This is a genomic window from Fimbriimonas sp. LA-C6 (genome assembly GCF_055398105.1).
This window is the reverse complement of sequence record NZ_AP038796.1, coordinates 4,196,034-4,215,213: the sequence shown is the minus strand read 5'-3', so window position 1 is coordinate 4,215,213 and position 19,180 is coordinate 4,196,034. Positions and strand designations below refer to the sequence as shown.

General features: G+C 53.9%; 21 protein-coding genes and 1 riboswitch. Of the genes, 14 read left to right on the top strand and 7 right to left on the bottom strand.

Annotated elements, in window-relative coordinates; genetic code table 11:
* Positions 1-25 precede the first annotated feature (25 nt).
* Entirely contained in the window at positions 26-646 is a 621-nt protein-coding gene (gene upp, locus ACZ51B_RS19445) for a uracil phosphoribosyltransferase (RefSeq protein ID WP_464295006.1), read from the top strand.
* A gap of 3 nt (positions 647-649) precedes the next feature.
* Here the strand turns inward: upp and ACZ51B_RS19440 are convergent, their stop codons facing one another.
* Genes ACZ51B_RS19440 through ACZ51B_RS19430 form a run of 3 tightly spaced genes read right to left on the bottom strand, consistent with a single transcriptional unit; the run spans position 650 to position 2,932 of the window.
* Positions 650-1,822: a glycosyltransferase gene (locus ACZ51B_RS19440; RefSeq protein ID WP_464295005.1), complete on the bottom strand. Its 1,173-nt coding sequence runs from the start codon at positions 1,820-1,822 to the stop codon at positions 650-652.
* A gap of 4 nt (positions 1,823-1,826) precedes the next feature.
* Positions 1,827-2,483, bottom strand: coding sequence for a glycerol-3-phosphate acyltransferase (locus ACZ51B_RS19435; protein WP_464295004.1), 657 nt, complete (start codon positions 2,481-2,483; stop codon positions 1,827-1,829).
* The gene (locus ACZ51B_RS19430; protein ID WP_464295003.1) at positions 2,480-2,932 is read right to left on the bottom strand and encodes an RpiB/LacA/LacB family sugar-phosphate isomerase; all 453 of its coding nucleotides are present in this window, start codon (positions 2,930-2,932) and stop codon (positions 2,480-2,482) included. The genes ACZ51B_RS19435 and ACZ51B_RS19430 overlap by 4 nt, the downstream gene beginning before the upstream one ends.
* A 130-nt stretch (positions 2,933-3,062) precedes the next feature.
* On the opposite strand from ACZ51B_RS19430, the gene ACZ51B_RS19425 reads away from it, so the two are divergent.
* From ACZ51B_RS19425 to uppS, 7 genes are all read left to right on the top strand, one after another.
* Positions 3,063-3,713, top strand: coding sequence for a YggS family pyridoxal phosphate-dependent enzyme (locus tag ACZ51B_RS19425; RefSeq protein ID WP_464295002.1), 651 nt, complete (start codon positions 3,063-3,065; stop codon positions 3,711-3,713).
* Between the two features lie 37 nt (positions 3,714-3,750).
* Positions 3,751-4,167, top strand: a complete 417-nt coding sequence (locus tag ACZ51B_RS19420; RefSeq protein WP_464295001.1) for a cell division protein SepF — start codon at positions 3,751-3,753, stop codon at positions 4,165-4,167.
* A gap of 80 nt (positions 4,168-4,247) precedes the next feature.
* Complete coding sequence (locus ACZ51B_RS19415) at positions 4,248-5,330, top strand: threonine aldolase family protein (RefSeq protein WP_464295000.1); 1,083 nt, start codon at positions 4,248-4,250, stop codon at positions 5,328-5,330.
* A gap of 5 nt (positions 5,331-5,335) precedes the next feature.
* A complete protein-coding gene (locus ACZ51B_RS19410; RefSeq protein WP_464294999.1) occupies positions 5,336-5,650 on the top strand; it encodes an MGMT family protein in 315 nt (104 codons plus the stop codon).
* Between the two features lie 209 nt (positions 5,651-5,859).
* Complete coding sequence (pyrH, locus tag ACZ51B_RS19405) at positions 5,860-6,588, top strand: UMP kinase (RefSeq protein ID WP_464294998.1); 729 nt, start codon at positions 5,860-5,862, stop codon at positions 6,586-6,588.
* On the top strand, positions 6,588-7,148 hold the full coding sequence (frr, locus tag ACZ51B_RS19400; RefSeq protein ID WP_464294997.1) for a ribosome recycling factor: 561 nt from the start codon (positions 6,588-6,590) through the stop codon (positions 7,146-7,148). Before pyrH ends, frr begins: the two co-directional genes overlap by 1 nt.
* Positions 7,148-7,903, top strand: coding sequence for a polyprenyl diphosphate synthase (gene uppS, locus ACZ51B_RS19395; RefSeq protein ID WP_464294996.1), 756 nt, complete (start codon positions 7,148-7,150; stop codon positions 7,901-7,903). The genes frr and uppS overlap by 1 nt, the downstream gene beginning before the upstream one ends.
* Before the next feature lie 42 nt (positions 7,904-7,945).
* Here uppS and ACZ51B_RS19390 read toward each other — a convergent pair whose 3' ends face one another.
* Positions 7,946-8,725 carry a prepilin-type N-terminal cleavage/methylation domain-containing protein gene (locus tag ACZ51B_RS19390; protein ID WP_464294995.1) on the bottom strand — a complete coding sequence of 260 codons (780 nt, stop codon included), beginning with the start codon at positions 8,723-8,725 and terminating at the stop codon, positions 7,946-7,948.
* Positions 8,726-8,790: 65 nt separating this feature from the next.
* A riboswitch (TPP riboswitch) is annotated at positions 8,791-8,901 on the bottom strand.
* Between the two features lie 12 nt (positions 8,902-8,913).
* Positions 8,914-9,936, bottom strand: a complete 1,023-nt coding sequence (locus ACZ51B_RS19385) for an isocitrate/isopropylmalate dehydrogenase family protein (RefSeq protein WP_464294994.1) — start codon at positions 9,934-9,936, stop codon at positions 8,914-8,916.
* A gap of 112 nt (positions 9,937-10,048) precedes the next feature.
* Here ACZ51B_RS19385 and ACZ51B_RS19380 point away from each other — a divergent pair, with 112 nt between their 5' ends.
* From ACZ51B_RS19380 to ACZ51B_RS19355, 6 genes are all read left to right on the top strand, one after another.
* Entirely contained in the window at positions 10,049-11,176 is a 1,128-nt protein-coding gene (locus ACZ51B_RS19380; protein ID WP_464294993.1) for a hypothetical protein, read from the top strand.
* A 208-nt stretch (positions 11,177-11,384) separates the two neighbouring features.
* Positions 11,385-12,536, top strand: coding sequence for an ADP-forming succinate--CoA ligase subunit beta (gene sucC / locus ACZ51B_RS19375; protein ID WP_464294992.1), 1,152 nt, complete (start codon positions 11,385-11,387; stop codon positions 12,534-12,536).
* Between the two features lie 27 nt (positions 12,537-12,563).
* Positions 12,564-14,081 (top strand): ABC transporter substrate-binding protein, encoded by a 1,518-nt coding sequence (locus tag ACZ51B_RS19370; protein WP_464294991.1) that lies wholly within the window; start codon positions 12,564-12,566, stop codon positions 14,079-14,081.
* Positions 14,082-14,316: 235 nt separating this feature from the next.
* Positions 14,317-14,994: a 50S ribosomal protein L10 gene (rplJ, locus tag ACZ51B_RS19365; RefSeq protein WP_464294990.1), complete on the top strand. Its 678-nt coding sequence runs from the start codon at positions 14,317-14,319 to the stop codon at positions 14,992-14,994.
* A gap of 39 nt (positions 14,995-15,033) precedes the next feature.
* The gene (gene rplL / locus ACZ51B_RS19360) at positions 15,034-15,426 is read left to right on the top strand and encodes a 50S ribosomal protein L7/L12 (protein WP_464294989.1); all 393 of its coding nucleotides are present in this window, start codon (positions 15,034-15,036) and stop codon (positions 15,424-15,426) included.
* Between the two features lie 113 nt (positions 15,427-15,539).
* Positions 15,540-16,283, top strand: a complete 744-nt coding sequence (locus tag ACZ51B_RS19355; RefSeq protein ID WP_464294988.1) for an alpha amylase N-terminal ig-like domain-containing protein — start codon at positions 15,540-15,542, stop codon at positions 16,281-16,283.
* Between the two features lie 53 nt (positions 16,284-16,336).
* Here the strand turns inward: ACZ51B_RS19355 and ACZ51B_RS19350 are convergent, their stop codons facing one another.
* Both ACZ51B_RS19350 and ACZ51B_RS19345 read right to left on the bottom strand, forming a co-directional pair.
* Positions 16,337-16,534, bottom strand: coding sequence for a hypothetical protein (locus ACZ51B_RS19350; RefSeq protein WP_464294987.1), 198 nt, complete (start codon positions 16,532-16,534; stop codon positions 16,337-16,339).
* 81 nt (positions 16,535-16,615) lie between these two features.
* Positions 16,616-19,159: a glycoside hydrolase family 20 zincin-like fold domain-containing protein gene (locus ACZ51B_RS19345; protein WP_464294986.1), complete on the bottom strand. Its 2,544-nt coding sequence runs from the start codon at positions 19,157-19,159 to the stop codon at positions 16,616-16,618.
* Positions 19,160-19,180: the final 21 nt, after the last annotated feature.

Sequence of the window (19,180 nt, the reverse complement as noted above, 5' to 3'; positions counted from 1 at the left end):
TCCAGTTGTGCGAGAATCGAGGGGTATGTCGCTTCACGTGCTTAACCACCCTCTCGCAAAACACCTACTCGCGGGACTGCGCGAGAAACACACGGCTCCCGAACGATTTCGGACGTTATCGAAGGTGCTCACCACGTTGTTGGTGCTGGAAGCGACGCGCACGATCCGGACTCGCTCCGTGACGATTGAGACGCCGATTAAAGAGACGGAGGTTGAGGTTCTGGATCAGCCTTTGGCCGTGGTGCCGGTTTTGCGGGCTGGTTTGGGGATGTTGGAGCCCGTCGTGGAGCTGTTCCCCGATGTAGCTGTGGGGTACATCGGCCTTGAGAGGCACGAAGATACAGCTATTGCCCGCAGCTACTACAGCAAACTGCCGAATCTGGCGGGTCGTTTTACTTTGTGTGTGGACCCGATGCTTGCGACCGGTGGTTCTGCTGCGCAGGCGATCTCGTTGATCAAGGCGCATGGTGCCGATCAGGTGGTGATGGTCTGTGTGGTGGCTTCGCCTGAGGGTGTGGCGAAGCTGACCGAGACTCACCCAGACGTGCTGATTTTCACGGCGGCTCTTGATGAAGGACTGAACGACCGGAAATACATCGTGCCCGGTCTGGGTGATTTTGGCGACCGGCTTTATGGTACTCAGTAAGAGTTACCGGAGTGAAATGAGACCGCGCAGGGAGTTGTCTTGTGCGGCTACACGTTCGTAGACACGCAGAACGCTTGTGGCCATTTTGTTTGCGGAGTACTCCTGAGATTGGGCTCGGGCGTTTTCTGATAGCTTTGACATGAGCTGGGGGGAACTGAGTGCTTGTTCCAAGGCTGCTGCGAAAGAGTCGGCGTTTAGTGGCACTAGGTAACCAGTTTGTCCTTTCACCACCACTTCGCGGGGCCCTCCGATTTCAATTGCGACACACGGGAGTCCAGCCATCATCGCCTCGACCAAGACCATTCCCTGTGTCTCAGATGGAGAGGGCAGTGTGAAAATGTCGGCTGCGGCGTACCAGTTGCCTACTTCCGCGTGGGGGCGAGCGCCTACAAATTGGACTTTGTCTTTTACACCCAACAGGTATGCCATTTGCTCAAGTTTCTCGCGATCTGGACCTTCTCCTACGAGCACAAGGTGGAAATCCCGGATGCCTTTACGGTTGAGGATTGCCACCGACTGGATTAAGATGTCGAGCCTCTTTACGGGACAGATCCGGCCTACGTACAGCAGCAAGCGGTGTTCGGGGCCGATGGCGAGACTGTTTCGAAGCGAGTTTCGGGCCCCAGGTGAGATCTCTAGCGGGAGTATGCCGCTGGGGATGACGTCGATTTCTCGCGTGACACCTAGCCCTCTGAGGTGCTCTGCGGTGTACTGGGATGGGGCAATGACGGCGCTTGCTGCCTCGCAATAGCGGCGCAAGACTTGCTTAAACATCCGCGTTCCTGGCTTGCGAACCAGTGGAGTTCGCGCATATTGGGCTAGGTCGCCGTATTGAGCGTGGACGGTGTAGACCACGGGGATACTGTTTTGTTTGGCCAACCTCGCTCCGAGTCGACCAATGGTAAATGGATGCTGGCTGTGAATGACTTCGATGTTGAGTTTGCCAAACTCGACCGGCATCTTGGGAAAGGGTCTCGCGTAGTGATAGGGGTGGGGCGGGAACGGGAGTTCCGGTAACCGAATCACATGCGGATCGTCTTTCGGGTGCGGCTTGCCAGGCGTGAAGAGATAGACAGTGTGGCCCCAGCTTTGGAGCGTTTCTCGTAGGGTTACGATTGAGGTAACCACGCCGTTGGTCCATGGCAGATAACACTCAGAAAAAAGAGCTATTCTCATGCGGTTACGTGTCCTGCTTCACCCTCAGTCTTTCTCCAAGCTTGGGTTCTTGGCCATTAAGGAGTCGCCGGATGTTGTTCTTGTGTCTTATGAGAATAAGACTGGACATGCCGAAACTGAGTTCCACGAAGACTGTCTGCGGAGCAGATATCCAGACCAGTATAGGGGCCAAGCCCGTCGCGCACATCGTCGCCGGGGAGATGTAGGACCATTTGCCCGTGAGCAGTTTGGGTCCGAGAAGTCCTGTTATCCAAACTCCTAATACGATTGCCAACACCCAGATCGGAAGCACATGGACGCAGGTGAGTCCGAGCAGCACACCCATTCCGCTTGCGACGCATTTGCCCTCTGAGAACTTCTTTTCCCACAGATAGAAATATATGGAGTAGGCGTGACCGAGCAGAGCAACCCAAGCCAGCAGCGCCACTCCCCAGGGTTCAAAGAATCGGCTTGAGACGACTGTTACGAGGGTTGCTTTGCCTGCATCTGCAAGGATGGTGGCGATTCCTAAAGCTGGACCACCGACACGGAACACGTTGATGGCTCCAACATTGTTTGATCCGTACTTTCTGACATCGACTCGTTTGAAGATACGCACCAAGATGTAGCCGAAGGGGATGGAACCGATCAGGTACGCGATCAGTGCAGCTAGATAGATCATCTGAGAGTTGCGACTCCTTCTTGGAGCCCAATTTTGATGAGCTTGCGTTCGGAGTCTCCGCCTCTAAATTCGGCGGAAAGCCATGTTTCGACGATTTGGACTGCGAGGGATGGGGTTACGATTTGTGCGCCTAGGGTGAGTACCTGCACATGATTGCTTTGTTTCGCTGCCAGTGCAGAGACAGTGTCGGACACGCAGGCTGCTCGGATACCTGGCACTTTGTTTGCGGCGATCGCCATGCCAATGCCTGTTCGGCATATGAGAATCCCTTCGGAGATTTGCCCGTCTTGGACTGCCCTCGCTACGGAGAATGCTATGTCCGGATAGTCGCATGGTTCGTGGGAGTGAACGCCGAAATCGAGCAGTTCTCTTCCCTGGAGGGTTAAAAATCGTTGGAGCGCGCATTTAAGATCTAGCCCCCAATGATCGCACCCAAGACCTATCGCCATAAGTACTTATCAGGATATCAAGTTCTAATGCGATTGCAAGTCTGAATTTACTAAGACCCTTCACAGGAGGAAGGTGGGCGAATCGTGAGTCCGGTGTGTTCTCGGCAAAACGGGTACACCCTCAGTAGTGATGAGTTCACGACGCGAGAATCTCCAACGAATTGAATCTCAGATCGCGGCTGCCTGTGCTTCGGTTGGCCGGCGGCGTGAGGAAGTCACGCTGGTGGCGGTTTCGAAATTTCAACCGATTGAGGCGATTCAGGAGTTGTACGACCTGGGTGTTCGGAACTTTGGCGAGAGTCGGCTTCAGGAGGCTCAGACCAAGATTGAAGCTTTGCCCAAGGACATCATCTGGCACTTCATCGGCCCCCTACAATCCAATAAAGCCAAGAAGATCGCTCAGCTTTTCTCGGTGATTCACACGTTGGATTCTGAGGCTCAGTTGAGGGAGATAGCGAAACAGGACAAAAAAGTAGATGGTTTTATAGAGGTGAACATTGCAGATGAAGCGCAAAAACACGGCGTACTAGCAAAATCACTTGACGATTACCTGAAATCCGTCCTACACTGTAGCCAAGTTCAATACCGAGGCTTGATGACCATTGGTCCAGCCGGCATTGACCTTGAACAGACGCGGGAGTACTTCAAAAGACTCCGCAAGCTGAATGAGGTTCATGGCGGCAGTCAGTTAAGCATGGGTATGAGCGGCGATTTCGAAATAGCTGTCCAGGAAGGAGCCAGCCACGTTCGAGTCGGGACCGCGCTCTTCGGAGCGAGGTAGCTGTAGGTCTTAGCCTGTAGCTTATATAGGAAACATCATGGAAGAACTAGCAATACAAGATAAGCCAGGCATTTTTAGCCGCGTCGCCAACCTGTTTTCTCGCACCGAGGAAGAGTACGAAGACGAAGAAATGGAGCCTGCGCAAGAGCGCAACGCGCCGCTCCAGCTTAAGCAATCCTATCGCTACACCGTCACTGTACGGAAAGACATTCACTCATTTGATGATGCAATGTCGGCAGCAAATGGTTTGAAGCGTGGCGAACAGCAGATTTTGAATCTCTCAGCTACCGACGCACTCACGCGACAGAAGATCGTTGACTTCATGTGCGGCGTCAACTTTGCGCAAGAAGGAACCTGGGAAGAGGTGGGCGACCACATTTTCTTGATCGTGCCTGCAAACGCCTACGTGGAAGTGGCTCCTGCTAGCCCTCGCAGCGCCGCGATTCGCAACTAGTCTTATATCCCTCCTCTAACACACACAAGGACACCCAAATCTGGGTGTCCTTTCTGCTTTGTAAGTAACATGTTTTCAACATGACTCACCAGGAGTTCCAAGAAAGCGTACGTGCATGCACCTCTTTTCTGGGTGACCACTATCCCCGCACGGTTCAAGAGCGGATGGAGGAGATTGCGCGGAGTCCTTATGCTGAACTTCGATCTGACCATTATGGGAAGGGTGGATTCATCTCTGAATTCGAACAAGAAGTGGCGCAACTTCTTGGGAAGGAGTCGGCGGTGTTTATGCCGAGCGGGACGATGGCGCAGCAGATTGCTCTACGCATCTGGGCGGATCGGGCTGGCAACAAGACGGTCGGGTTTCATCCGGAGAGTCACCTCCAGAAGCACGAGCATATGGCTTACCAAGAGCTGCATGGCTTGGAGGCTGAGCTTGTGGGCGACAAGGACAGGCTGTTCACTTTGGAAGATTTGCAAGGGCTGTCCCGTCCGCTTTCCGCGCTTCTCATCGAGCTTCCTCAGCGTGAGATTGGGGGGCAGTTGCCGAGTTGGGATGAGTTGCAGGCCATTTGTTCTTACGCTCATCAGTCAGGCATGAAGCTCCACTTGGACGGAGCTCGACTTTGGGAGACCGGTCCTTTTTATGGTAGGCCGTATCACGAGATCGTGTCTTGCTTTGACTCCGTCTACGTTTCTTTCTATAAGATCTTGGGTGGGCTCGCCGGCGCGGCTTTGGCTGGACCGGCTGACTTTATTGCTGAGGCAAGGATTTGGCAGCGGCGCCATGGCGGGAATCTGGTGAACATGTTCCCCAACGCCATCTCGGCCAAGGTGGGCATGGACAAACACCTTCCGCACATAGGTGCGTATGTTGCAAAGGCTGCTGAGGTAGCTGCGATCTTTCGGGAGACTCCAGGGGTGGAGGTGTTGCCATTACATCCACCTACGAACATGATGCATCTGCGGTTCGAAGCGTCAGAGGCTCAGCTGATTGACGCGGTTGGCTCGATAGCCCAAGAGGAGAAGTGCGCCCTGTTTAAGTGGTTCGCAGACACTCCACGCGGATGCTACACCGAACTGACCATTGGCAGCGCGGCGCTGGATATTCCTACAGAGCGGATCCGCAAGCTGGTTTCTGAATTCGCGGATAAGATTCGGTAATCGCTATGGCACTCTTAAAAGAAAACCCTGAACCGCTTTGGGAGCTAGTGCGTTCGATCCCGCGCGGTCGAGTGGCAAGTTATGGGAGCATTGGGGCGGCGTTGGAGCAGCCTGCTTCGGGGTACATCGTGGGTCGGTACATGGCTAACTGTCCGGAGGGTGTTCCTTGGTGGCGCGTGGTGGCGAAGGATGGGCGTCTGCCTGTGGGTAAAGCGGATCCGGTGGCGGAGCAGAAGCAGGTCTTGAAGCTTCGGGAAGAGGGTGTCGAGATTGTGGATGGCTTTGTGGACATGAAGCGCTACGCCTACGATGTGGGTTGACGCCCACGTTGCAGTCACGCTGTGGGTGCGTCGTGCGATAGCGAGACGCCTGGGTGGGCGGGCATTCGTAACTGTCCCTTCCTTATTTGAGACAGCCTCTCGTGCTTCACGTGCAAGGTTGACGAGCCGACCACCCCTCCCTCCTGGTATACTTACGCACCGTCTGGGGTCGCTCTTGCTGTCCCCACCCAATTCCCCGGAGACGAAATTTGGCCTTAGAACGCAGAAAGTTTAAGCGCGCCCTAGTGAAGCTGAGTGGCGAAGCCCTCGCGGGCAACTTAGGGTTCGGACTTGATCCGAAAATCCTCAAATACATCGCCCACGAAATCGCCGAAGTACATCGCGCAGACGTGGAGGTCGGCATCGTCGTAGGCGGTGGCAACTTTGTCCGGGGCGAAACATTCTCAGTGGAGGGCAGCATTGATCGCACCGTTGCCGACCAGATGGGAATGCTCGGTACCCTCATGAACGCTTTGGCTCTTCAGTCGGCCATCGAACACCAAGGAATCCCTGTTCGTGTCCAAAGCGCTATCAATGTGTCCCAGGTCGCCGAGGCCTTCATTCGAAGAAAGGCGATGCGGCACATGGAGAAAGCTCGTGTGGTCGTGTTTGCCGCTGGAACTGGCAATCCCTACTTCACCACCGATACCGCTGCTGTTTTGCGGGCGCTTGAGATTGAAGCTCATGTGCTTGTGAAGGCCACTAAAGTGGACGGAGTTTACGATTGCGACCCGCGCAAGAACCCTGAAGCCAAGCGATACGATACTCTGGAGTACTCCACCGCTATTGAAAAGCGGTTGGGGGTCATGGATCAGACAGCGTTTACGATGTGCCGAGAGCACAAGCTGCCGCTGATCGTTCTCGATTTCAACCAACCGGGAAGCTTGCTCGATGCCCTCATGGGCGGCGACACAGGCACTCTCGTCGGAGGCGAATAATGTCTATCAGTGATGTATTAAAAGACGCAGAACACAAAATGAAAGGAGCCATTGATGCAATGGTTCACGACTTCGCGTCGTACCGAACCGGCCGCGCTACCCCGGCTGTTCTGGATCGCGTCCACATCGAATATTACGGAGTGGAAACACCCGTCTCGCAGATTGCAAACATCAGCATCCCTGAACCGCGTCAGCTGATGATCCAGCCTTACGAGAAGTCTACAATTCCTCTCATCGAGCGCGCGATTATGAAGAGTGACTTGGGAATCAACCCAGTGAACGACGGCTCCGGCATTCGACTTACTTTCCCTCAGATGACGGAGGATCGACGTAAGGAGATGGTTAAGCAGGTCAATGCTCGAATCGAGCAGGCTCGAATTGCCATTCGCAACGTGCGCCGCGACGCGATGGATCAGGTTAAGGCTCTCGAAAAGAAGAAAGAGATTACTGAGGACGAGGTCAAAGGATCCGAACCGAAGGTTCAGAAGCTCACCGACCAGTTTGTAGCTCAGGCCGAGGACCTTGGCAAGAAGAAAGAAGCCGAACTCATGAGCGTGTGATGGGCGACCTGAAGGTCATTCAACAGCAAGCACAAAGTCTGGGAGTCGATCTCGATCGGCTTCCAAAGCACGTTGCCATCATCATGGATGGCAATGGGCGATGGGCCAATAAGCGAGGGCTTGCCCGACTAAAGGGCCACGCAGAGGGGTACCGGACGCTTCGCGGTGTGCTGCTTGCTGCCGCTGAGCTCGGGATTGAGTACCTGACGGTTTATGCCTTCTCCGCCGAAAACTGGCGACGCCCTGAGGATGAGGTGATGGGCCTCATGAAGTTGATCGAGACGGCTGCTCGTGATGAGCTACGTGCGATGCACCAGAACAACGTTCGCGTGAAGGTGGCAGGGCGAATCGAGCAGGTTCCCGACGGGCTTAGAAAAGCACTGGTTCACGGCATTGAGACCACGGCCAACAACACTGGCATCACGTTTACGCTTGCGATCAACTACGGCGGGCGGGCTGAGATCGTCGATGCAGTGAAAGCGATTGTTGCGAGCGGGATGCCCCAGGATGCCATTACAGAAGAGACTATTTCCGAGCATCTTTACAATCCAGACCAACCTGAACCGGACTTGATGATCCGAACCGCTGGTGAGATGCGCTGGAGCAACTTCCTGATCTGGCAGTCGGCGTATTGCGAACTGGTCGTCACGAATGTGACGTGGCCGGAGTTCACCAGCAGTGATCTCGTCGAGTGCGTCGCTACCTACCAGCAACGCACCCGTAAGTTTGGCGCGGTTGTTGAGCCGGCCTCTTAGTCCACCGCAGCAAGGATTGTTGCTGCGGTGACTTTCAAGCGATCAGTCACACAGGCTGTACCAGGTGCCGCTCCATGCCGATGGGTCGGTGGTGGTTTCTCCTGATTTGTGCCCTGCTGGGTCTACGTAGGTGTTGTCGAACTGGCCCGCACTGTTGATGTGCTTAGCATGGCTGTCGGCGAAGATCATCGAGCCGCCGCTTGGGTCCCAGTTTTGGAAGTACGTGGCGCCGTAGCCGTAGTTTCCTGCTTTATCGATATCTGGGCCGAAGAAACTAAACATCTCCAATCGGATCACTCTTGTCTCGGCTGGGAAGGCGATGGAGGTTTCGGATACGGTGCCTGTTGATTTGTAGAAGCCGTTATTTTGCGACGATTCGTTGGCAGCAGTAGTGAAGTTGCAGTGGCCAAAGCGGTAGGACGTGCCGTAGCCTTCCCAGTAGGTCGTAGGCTTCTTGCTCAGCGATGCGAAGCCTGGGTCGCTAGCCAAATATGGGCTGCCAGTGTCTAGCGGACTCTTAAAGATCTCTTTGCTCTTGCTGTAGGGCAGGAGGAGGACTTCTGTGCCGTGGTGGACTGCCGGCGAATAGATGGTGGGGTCGCTATTGTAGGCGTAGAAAATCGGCATGGTGTCGTCGTTGTCGCCGAGGTAGAGCTTGACGCAGAGGCCGATTTGCTTGGCATTGCTGAGGTCTACGGTCTTCTTTGCCGCGAACTTGGCTTGTGCGAAGACTGGGAAGAGAATGGCAGCGAGGATCGCGATGATCGCGATGACCACCAGAAGTTCAATGAGCGTGAACGCTCTTTTCGAAAGGGAAATCATCAAGGCCTCCTAGGTTTTGTTAAAGACCCGCCCTCGCAGATTGCGAAGACGAGCCCTCCTAGTTCGGAGGCCTGCTTCCACAATCCCTACGCCGGTATTAACCGGATCAGGTTCCTAGGGTTATCTAACATTCCAGTTAGAACTCTCAGCCTATATAGGCTCCCCCTGCGGGCAGATCAATACTCTTATTATACGCTAGCGAGCATGGTGTCGATCACGGCCTTCGTGTATTCGGCCGTATTCGCTGTTCCGCCGAGATCGCCGGTCAAGTGCTTCCCTTCGTTCATCACTTGGAGCACTGCTCTACCGATTCGGTCGGCACGTGCACCTTCGCCGATGTGGCGAAGCATCATGACGGCGCTGAACAGGAGAGCGGTTGGGTTAGCAATTCCCTTACCTGCGATGTCGGGAGCGGAGCCGTGAACGGCTTCGAACACCGCGCATGTCTCGCCGATGTTAGCGCCTGGGGCGATTCCCAAGCCGCCTACGAGTCCTGCACAGAGGTCGCTGACGATATCGCCGTACAGGTTCTCCGTTACGAGAACGTCGAACTGCTCAGGGCGAGTGACCAGTTGCATACAGCAGTTGTCGACGATGATGTCGTCTGCCTGGATATCTGGATAGTCTTTGGCTGCTTTATAGAACTCTTCGAGGAACATGCCATCGGTGAGCTTCATGATGTTGGCCTTGTGAACCGCTGTCAGTCGCTTACGGCCCTGCTTACGAACCATATCGAACGCGTAGTGGCAGAGTCGTCGGCAGCCAGGTCGGGTGATGACCTTGATGGCTTGCGCTACGTCTGGGTGAGCCTGATATTCGATTCCAGCGTAGAGATCTTCGGTGTTTTCGCGAACAATGATGATGTCGATTGCGGTCTCGCTGAAGTGACCTTTAAGTCCGGGCAGCGATCTCGAAGGTCGCACGTTAGCAAAGAGGTCCAAAGCCTTACGGAGAGCGACGTTTGCGCTGACATGCCCTTTACCGATGGGGGTCGCTGTGGGGCCCTTGAGCGCGAGGCCAATTTCTTTCACTTTGTCCAGCGTTTCCTGCGGCATTGCCGGACCGCCCTTGTCCAAACTTGGCTGACCAGCTTCCAAGTAAACGTATTCAGCTTCAAATCCTGCTGCTTCTAGAATGGAGAGGGTTGCGTCCATGATCTCTGGACCAATGCCATCCCCCGGTATAACTGCTAATGTTCGCTTGGACATCATGATAGTTTACTGAGCAGATCGGGAGTTCAGGTGTTAACCTAGAGGGTGATTCTCTACCTTTGCGTAGAAACGGGCGATAATCACCGTCGTCATATAGATAAAGGTACACACGATGAAGAAGTGGACACTGCAATTATTAATCGCTACACTGACAATCGCTGCCGTTGTTACCCCTTCGATTGCACAAGATCCCGGTCTTGGTAAACGAAAACCAGGTAGCGGTGGTGGTGGAAATGGAGGCGGTGGCGGCGGCTCGACACCTCCACCCAAGCAAGATCCTCCTCCCCACACAGATCCCCCTCCACGCAGAAACGATCCCGACCGCAGCAATGGTGGCGGTAACGGTGGTGGAAGTGTAGGCTCTGGCGGTGGGAATGGCAGTGGCTCTGGCGGCAATGAGCGCGTCGAGGAACCCACTCGAACCGGCGGAGACAGCCGTGGCACTGTGATTATCGACCAGGACGGCGGTAAGCGACGTCCTCAGGGCAGTTCCCGAAGCGGTACCGTGCGGTACGGCACCGTCTCCAACGCCTCCCAGCGCGGGAATCCTATCCGAGTGGACCGAGTGCCAACGAATTTAGGAACTCAGGTCAATCGCTCCGAGAGAATCGTGCGATGGGGCACGTTGGACAATGGCATCCGGTACGGCTACTACCAGTATCGACGCGACTGGAGAGACGACTACTTCTGCTATCCGCACTACGTATTCGATCCCTATGCTGGATACAACTGCGTGGTTTCGCCTTGGTATTACTATCCGATGCTCCCACCTTATCTGAGCACCACCCGCGTGGTTTACGTGACGTCGTTCCCAAGCCCCTGGGTTGGCAGCGTCTACGATTACCGCCCGTACGATGAAGTAAGCCGCCGAGACCGTAGCGCGCTGGATGACTCACTCGATGATATGGTCGCTGCTTTCGAGCGCGGTGACCGCAAGGCAGTCGATGCGTTGGTTCCTCGTCGTGGAAGTGTGAACATGTACCAGGACGGTCGATACACCTATTCACTCTCCGTGGACGACTTTTACGACATGTACTATGACGTGATCGACTCGACACGAACGAAGACCTACGACATCGTGGACGTTCGGTGGGACGGAAATGAGGCTGCACGAGTCAAGACTCGCCACAGCTTTACAGACCCATGGGGAACAATTTCCCACGTTTATCACACCTACTACTTGGTGAAAGAGCGACGGAACTTCGTGATCCGCGAGTTCGGCACGAGCAACCAGCCTTAAGTTGCACTTTTGTGGCATTCCAGATTCGGTTCTGGAATGCCATGGCTTATCCATCAAATTACGCTGAGGGGTGCGTCGTGCGCTAGCGAGACGCCTGGGTGGGCGGGCCTACGCGACTGTCCCTTCCTTATTAAGGCAGCTGCCCAATTTCCTCTTAACAACAGGCGAGTACGAGAACGCTTCAAGCGGGTAACCTCTACGCCATACCATGAAGCTCCACGAGTACCAGTCGAAGGAACTACTGTCCCGCTACGGGGTCCCTGTCCCAGCCGGTGATGTCACATCTGATCCCGCCGAGGCGAAGGCGATTGCCGAAAAGCTAGGTGGCAACGTTGTTGTTAAAGCCCAGGTCCTGATGGGAGGCCGCGGAAAGGCCGGTGGCGTTAAGCTGTTCACCGACGCCGAATCTGCAGGTCAGTTCGCGAAGGAGCTCATTGGCAAGAAGCTTGTCAGCATCCAAAACCCCGATGGCATGGTTGTCGAGAAGATCCTCGTCGCCCAGACCGTTGACATTGCAAAAGAGTTCTACGTTTCCGTCCTGATGGATCGAAACATCCAGAAGAACATTGTGATGCTCAGCGCCGAAGGTGGTATGGAGATCGAAGAGGTTGCTGAGACCAACCCAGACGCGATTATTAAGCTCGCGATCGACCCAGCTTTTGGTCTTTGCGACTATGAACTCCGCAAGGCCGTCAAGGACGCGAAGATTCCTAAAGAAGCTGCCAACCAGATGGTTGCGATGATCAAGCAGTTGGTCAAGGCTTACATCGAGGCCGACGCCGAAATGATCGAGATCAACCCATGTGCGTTGGATACCAACGGCAAGTTGATTGCTGCCGACGCTAAGGTCGCGATTGACGAGAACGCTCTTTACCGACACAAGGATTACGCAGAAACCTCCAGCGACAGCGCTGAGGACCCAATTGAGGCTGAAGCCGCTCGACGAGGCATTGCCTACGTTAAGCTCGGTGGCGAGATTGGAATCATGGGCAACGGAGCTGGACTGGTTATGCAGTCGCTCGACGAGATCAACGCAGCCGGCGGACGCCCAGCAAACTTCCTCGACGTAGGAGGCGGAGCTCAGGCGGACCGCGTGAAGAGCTGTGTGGAGCTCATCATGATGGACCCTAACGTAAAGGGACTTCTGATCAACATCTTTGGCGGTATCACACGTGTGGACCAAGTTGCCATGGGTGTTCTCGAAGCATTCAAGCAGATGGATGTCACCATTCCAGTCGTCGCTCGAATTGAAGGCACAGCTGTTGAAGAAGGTCGAAAGATCCTTGAAGGCAGCCAGATCATCGCGGCGGCAACCGTTCGCGAAGCTGCCAAGAAGATCGTCGAACTGGCACACGCCTAAACGCAAGATCTCCCAAGGGCCAGAACTATGTCGTACGCTTTACGAACGGTTCTGGCCCTTTTTCTTTTTGGGGCCCTGCTAGGGTGCTCCAAGAAAACTCACATATCCAATCCAGATGAACTGCGATGTGCCATTTCGACCGACATCCTGACGCTTGATCCGGCGAACGCATCTGAACGGAACACGACGGATGTGTTGAAGCAGGTGGTTGAGACGCTTGTGCAGCTAGATTCTAGTGGCAAGCCCGTTCCTTGTGTGGCTCGAAGTTGGTCGGTAAGTCCAGATGGCAAGACCTACACCTTCCAGCTTGGAAAGCACACGTTTTCTGACGGTTCTCCCGTGACGGCAGAGGATGTTCAGGCCAGCTTTCAGCGCGTGTTTGTAGACGAAGTGAAATCGGCACTTGGCCCGAACTATCTGGGAGACATCGCTAACTCTCAGGTCGTTGATGCGAATACGCTTGTGGTGACACTGAAGACTCCTGCGCGTAGTTTCCTCGCCAAGCTGTCCTATCCTGTGTGCTCCATTCTCCCCAAGAGATTCTTACATCGGGCGATTCAGGATTCGAAGGACCTGATCGGTTCGGGACCCTATGTCGTCGCGAGCTACTCTCCCAAGCAGAGAATTGTGCTCGTTCCAAATAGGTATTGGGGGAGTTCGGGCGGGGCCTACAAGAAGATAGAAGTCTTGCCAATTGTGGATGGTGCCACTCGGCTGTCGATGTTCAGGAGCGGGGATCTGGATATTTGCCCAGTGCCTGTGAAGGATGTCCCAGGCGTTGATGCCGATCCGTCATTGAAGGGGCTCCTGCGCAATGTTCCACAGGCGAAGCTGATCTATCTACAGTTCAACTCCACAACAATGCCTGCTCTCGAGAATCCGATCGTGAGGCGAGCTATGGCGATGGCCGTTGATCGCAAGCGGATTGTGGAGTCGCTGATGTTTGGCAAACCTAAGCTGGCCAACCGCTACGTCCTCCCGCATCTCAACGAACCCGACTGGGCGTGGCCTTACGATTTCAACCCTGAGGAGGCGAGGCGGCTCCTTTCTAAGGCTGGTTACCCGAACGGCCAAGGTTTCCCTGCCATTCAGATTGCTTGCAACGAGACGAATCGGAATATGCCTGCCGTTGAGGCGATTGCAACAGATTTGAAGTCGAACCTTGGGATCAATGCGCAGGTGCATGTTTTGACCAGTGCGGGTCTCATGGACATGAACCAGAAGCACCAGCTTGCTGTATTTTTCACTGGGTGGACAGCTGATTTTGACGACCCGGAGAACACACTGGACGGGCTGTTCCATTCCCAGTCGGGTTCAAATGGTTCGGGCTTTGCGAATGCGAGGGTGGACCAACTTTTGGATGCCGCTTCGACGGAAGCAGATCCTCTGAAACGCTCCAAGAGGTATCGGGAGGCCGAGCAGAAGATCGTGCAGGAAGTGCCCATCCTTCCGCTTTTCTTCCCCGTGGACTCTTTCTTGTTCTCTCATAGGGTGAACGATTTGCAGTACACATCGTTTGGGTTTCAGCCTATTTTGAGGCGGTAACTTTAGCTAGTTGCAAACATTTGCCATCACGTGTCATACTTCGTGAACACTCTTAAGACAGCCGGTGGCAATTTGCCGTAATGAACCCTTGTGGTTCGCCTGCCGAGGGGGCGAAAAGCGTCATTTCGATGATGCCCATAAGGTTTTGAACAGTTGTAAAGCTGTATAGGAGCCTCCGCCATCTCTCGACCTGGGCGGAGGCTCCTTCTGTTTTAAGAGGTAGGTGCACAACACCATGCCAACCACAGAGAAAGCACGCACAATCGAGCAAGCTAAGGAGTGGTATGCCCAGTCCGCCGGTGTAGTCTTCACGGACTACCGTGGACTGAAAGTGAAGGAGATCCAGTCGCTCCGAAAGGACCTTCGAAAGAAGGGTGCTGAGATCCATGTTCTTAAGAACACTCTGTTCCGGATTGCTGCAGGCGAAGAAAATGCCAGCAAGCTGCCAGCAGAGCTTCACAACGGCACCACAGCCTTCGCATTCGTTTTCGAAAACGAGTCCGAAGTAGCCAAGGCTCTTCTCGATTACGCAAAGTCATCCAAGAAGCTCGTTATCAAGGGCGGATTCTTTGGCGGCAAAGCTCTCACTAGCAAGGAAGTCGAACAGCTTAGCGAACTCCCATCACGAGATGTCCTCATCTCGCAGGTGATTGGCGCTATCTCCGCTCCGTTGAGCAACCTCGTTGGAACCATCGAGGCACTCTACGCAGATCCAATCCGCACGATTGGTGCAGTTGCCGATAAGGTAGCTGAGGGAAGCCCACTTCCAGAAGCAACGGCCGAAACAACCGAGGCACCTGTTGAAGCTGCACCCGCAGAAGAAACTCCAGCCGAGGCACCAGCCGAAGTAGAAACCCCTAGCGAGCCTGCTGCAGAAGCATCTGAAGCTCCCGCTGAAACCCCTTCGGAGTAATCCGACCCGACCAAACTCACCAGAAGAATTAATAAAACCATGGCAACCACAGTTGAATCCATCGTAGAGCAGATCAGCGGCATGACTGCCCTTGAGCTTTCCGATCTCAAAAAGGCCCTCGAAGAGAAGTTCGGCGTAACTGCTGCTGCTCCAGCTTTCAACCCAGCAATGTTTGCTGGCATGGGCGGCGGCGCTGCTGCTGCTCCAGCTGAAGAAGAGAAGACCGAGTTCGACGTCATCCTCACCGCTCCTGGCGACAAGAAGCTTGACGTTATCAAGGTCGTTCGCGAGATCACCGGTCTTGGCCTCAAAGAAGCTAAGGACCTCGTTGATGGCGCTCCTAAGCCAGTTAAGCAGGCTATCAGCAAGGACGATGCTGAGAAGATCAAGAAGCAGATCGAAGAAGCCGGCGGAAAGGTCGAAGTCAAGTAAGTCTCGACTTCACTACTTTTCAAAAAATCCCATCCAGTTTTATGGATGGGATTTTTTGTGTTTAGGTTCCGGCTTTTCGGTATCCGAGGGGATCGCCGGGCGTCTTATTCAGTGTGATCACCCTTCTTGCACTGCTCGCTGTTTCTCAACAAGCCAAAGCCATGGAGAAACCTGAACTGCACGTGGTGAAGTTCCGATACAGTGCGCCTGTCGTATGCAAGAGTGTGCACCTGATGGGGAGCTTCAATGGTTGGAGTCGGACCAGTCATCCCATGACTCAATCCGCAGATGGCTTGCGGTGGGAATCTACAGCTTCCCTGCTTCCCGGCGTGTACTCCTTTCGATTTCTGGTGAACTCGCAGGATGAGTTGACAAGTCCGGAATATGCCATCAAGCACACCAAAGATCAGCCGGATGCAAACACCTTAGCGATTCGACCAAACGAGTACAGTCGCCTGCCAGGCCGGTTGGGAGATGGGATTGTTTCTGCGTCGGCACTTCAGCACCGGCCATCCACCGAAGACGTTAAGAGGCTCAGTGATCATGTCATGAAATTAACGTTTCGAACGCGACATTCGGATGTCGAGAACGTGCTGTTAGAGGTTTGGCAGGCAGGTGAACAGAAGATCTATCCGATGGTCCGTGCTGCAGAAGATGAGCTGTTCGATTATCACACGGTTCGCATCTCGGTAGATCCGGCCACCCAGATTGAGTACTTTTTTATATTGAAAGACGGCTTAGAATCCTTTCGATTCTGCAAGGATGGCTTAACACCTAACCTGCTAGTTACGTCTCGGTTCAAGATTCTGCCACGTGAGTATGCGATTGAGAAGAAAACTGAGAGCCTCAAGCACTGAAGGTAACGTGTATGTTTTTACACTAAGAGCTTCCAATTACTTACAACAGTTAATCAAATTAATTGTGTGTTTGCGTCTTTGGCGCTAACGAGTTCCTTCCTGAAGTCACCCTCTCGATTGGATCGGGCAAGTTTGACGTATTGGAGAAGCATCTCAGCGTGGACGGCCAAGAATTCGAGGTCGACTAGATCAGACTGGCCGATGTAGTCATGCAATAGCTCAACTTCTTCCACGGCGTACCGTGTATACATGCACTAACTATACCGAGTTATTACCAGTTTGACAACTCTATATTGCGCATTCAGAAGCAATTTTAACATTCACTCAAACGGTCATCTTCCTATTGTCGTCATGCCGTGAACTCTTAAACCCGCGAAGTTATTGCTTGTTTTTAACAATACTCGTTTAATATTTATAACTTTTTCGCTTAATCCTATCTCGAACGAACTGATACCGTTCTTCCTATCACAATAGAGCGTGGGCCTTGTATCGGTCCTAGCTCGCACATCGCGGCCATAGACAATTTTCTTGAAGAGGGTCTTTCCTTCATCAAGAACCACTTCTACAGTGGCTACTTCAGCACCTTCTTCACATGGAAGCGCACAATCCATGGCTATTGCTATCGTTTTCCCACGAGCTTGTACGTCAACGGCAATTGAATTGGGCAATGAGTAGCTTGACGACACAACTAAACTCTTCAGCGCTAACGGAGGTCCTACGAGATAGTTCACTCTCCCGATACGCATCGACTCTGCGTCCGCAGTGAAAGGTACACATTGCCCTGGTAACGGCTTAAGTTCGGATGGAACGCCGAAATATAGCTTTCGGAACAACTCATTAAAGTCGTAGGGTAGATCCTTCAAGGGTTCCTGTCGACCACTCCAAGAGTAATCCGCTGCCAACACCATGGGTGCAAACTGTTCAAACGCGTCAACGACGGACCGCTCGTTGCTCTCGTAGCCGCACCACGTGGTTTGTAAAGTTCCTACATTCTGGGTAGTCGCGGCGATGTTGAATGCCCTTACGTTCTCCGGTAGGTACCAACTGCTCGCGATGGGTCTTAGGCCGTTGTTCTTCCATAGCCGAATCGATTTTGCGAACTCTTCGGGCTTGGTTTCGGACTTATAGTGCCAGTCGCCAATGTACGCCCCTTTCGGGATGACGTCTCTTCTGGCTTTAGCGTCAGCGGGCGTGTCTCCCAGTGTGGCGTCTACCGCCTCACCCGGTGCCAATCCTTTGTCGCCCCATAGCATCATTCGCTTTTTGTTTTGGATAGCGATATCGCCGAGGAGTGGCAATTGCTTGGTCCATAGCTGGGTTACGAGTGCGGGATCGTGGGGCCAACCTAACATGTCTACTTCATCGAGACCGAAGTGGATCGTGTCAGGCTTTAGTAGACCGATAGCCTCACTCCAGAGAGACCTTAAGACCTGCTCTGTTCGTTCTTTACGTGGGTCCACGGAGTAGGGCACTTCTGGGTTGAAGGCGATGTTTAGGTTTTGCTTATTGGCGAAGATCCACTCCATGTGTCCGAAGCTCTGGATGAGGGGGATGGGTTCGACTCCTCGGTTTCGATACATTTGGAATAGATTGGCCAGTTCCTCGCGAGACATGGTGATGGGCGTTTTGATGCCCGGTAGGGACTTCCAATCGGTGCGCTCACATTGGAGCACTACTTTGTTGAACATGAGAGGCGACAGAACGCGATCCCAAAGCTTCGTTTGAAAAGAGCGCGCATTGGGCCCTACGAAGAGATGAACACCACGCCAAGCCGTGCGAGGCTCGTCCACCAATGTGCCTGTTGGGATCCAGAGTTTGCCGCCTTTGGCGTACACCAGGTTGGCTAGGCGTTGCACTCCATTTCTGAGGCCCTCATCTTCCTCCCCGAGAATGCTGATGGAGTCTCGGGTGATGGTTAACTTGTAGCCTCCTGGGGCCAATCCGAGCTTGGACTGTCCGCCATCCAGGTTCATTCTAGGTGTGGAAGGGGTTGGCTTGGGGAGCACGTATCGCCGACCGACCGATTGGAGAATCTGTTCGCAATGGTCAAATGTTCCTACGGGGTAGTTGAAGGCTGTGGTGAACTCAGTCGGTTCATCATAGTTCAGCTTGGATTTAGATGGGTAAGGCACCAAGGGGAGTTGGGATTCGTCGGGAAGTTTGGCTTGGTTGGTGTCAACGGGTTTCGCCGTTAAGGTTTGAGTTGAGGGGGCAGGATTGGGTTTTGCTTTGATCTCCCAGGTCAGATCGAATGAGGTTGTCTTCCCTTTCTCCAGATCGAGCGAGGGCGCTCCTGCCCACCAAAGCTGCTTTCCGCGTGCCCAATCTTGCGGGTAGTCGTTGCGGGCGTCGAAGAGATTAAGCCCCGCAGTACTGGAGAGACTCAGGGAGCCAAACGGTAGGGTGAACTGATACTCCTTTCCACCCGAGCCGTAGTCTCTGGAGCTGTTTGCGTCGTAAGTTTTAGCTAGGAGTGAGCGCGCGGGCTTTGAATCCACTGTAAGTGAACCGTTCTCTAAAGCTGGTGCCCAGAGGAGGCCAGAAGTGAGTTCCACTTTCGCTGCTTCCTCGCCCGACCAAGAAAATTCGTAGTGCGCGGTGAGCTTGTCCCCTTGGCGGTGGTAGAGGATTTTGCCGCTTGCAAGCTTGTCGGGTGAGGTGAAGGTCAGCTGGACTGTGTCGTTGTCCGGTTTGGTGATCTGCTGATCGTTGTACTGCGAGCTGTAGAAGCCCTTGCTCCAGTTGGGGGCGTAGTATTGGAACCAGCTGCCTTGCACGATAGGAATTCCCTGGACGGAGATCCGAAGTCCATCGCCTGAGCGCACATCGAACTCAAAACCGGGCGTCTGGAGTAGCGGGAGCAAGAGACACAGCACTCTTGATTATTGCCTGATCTA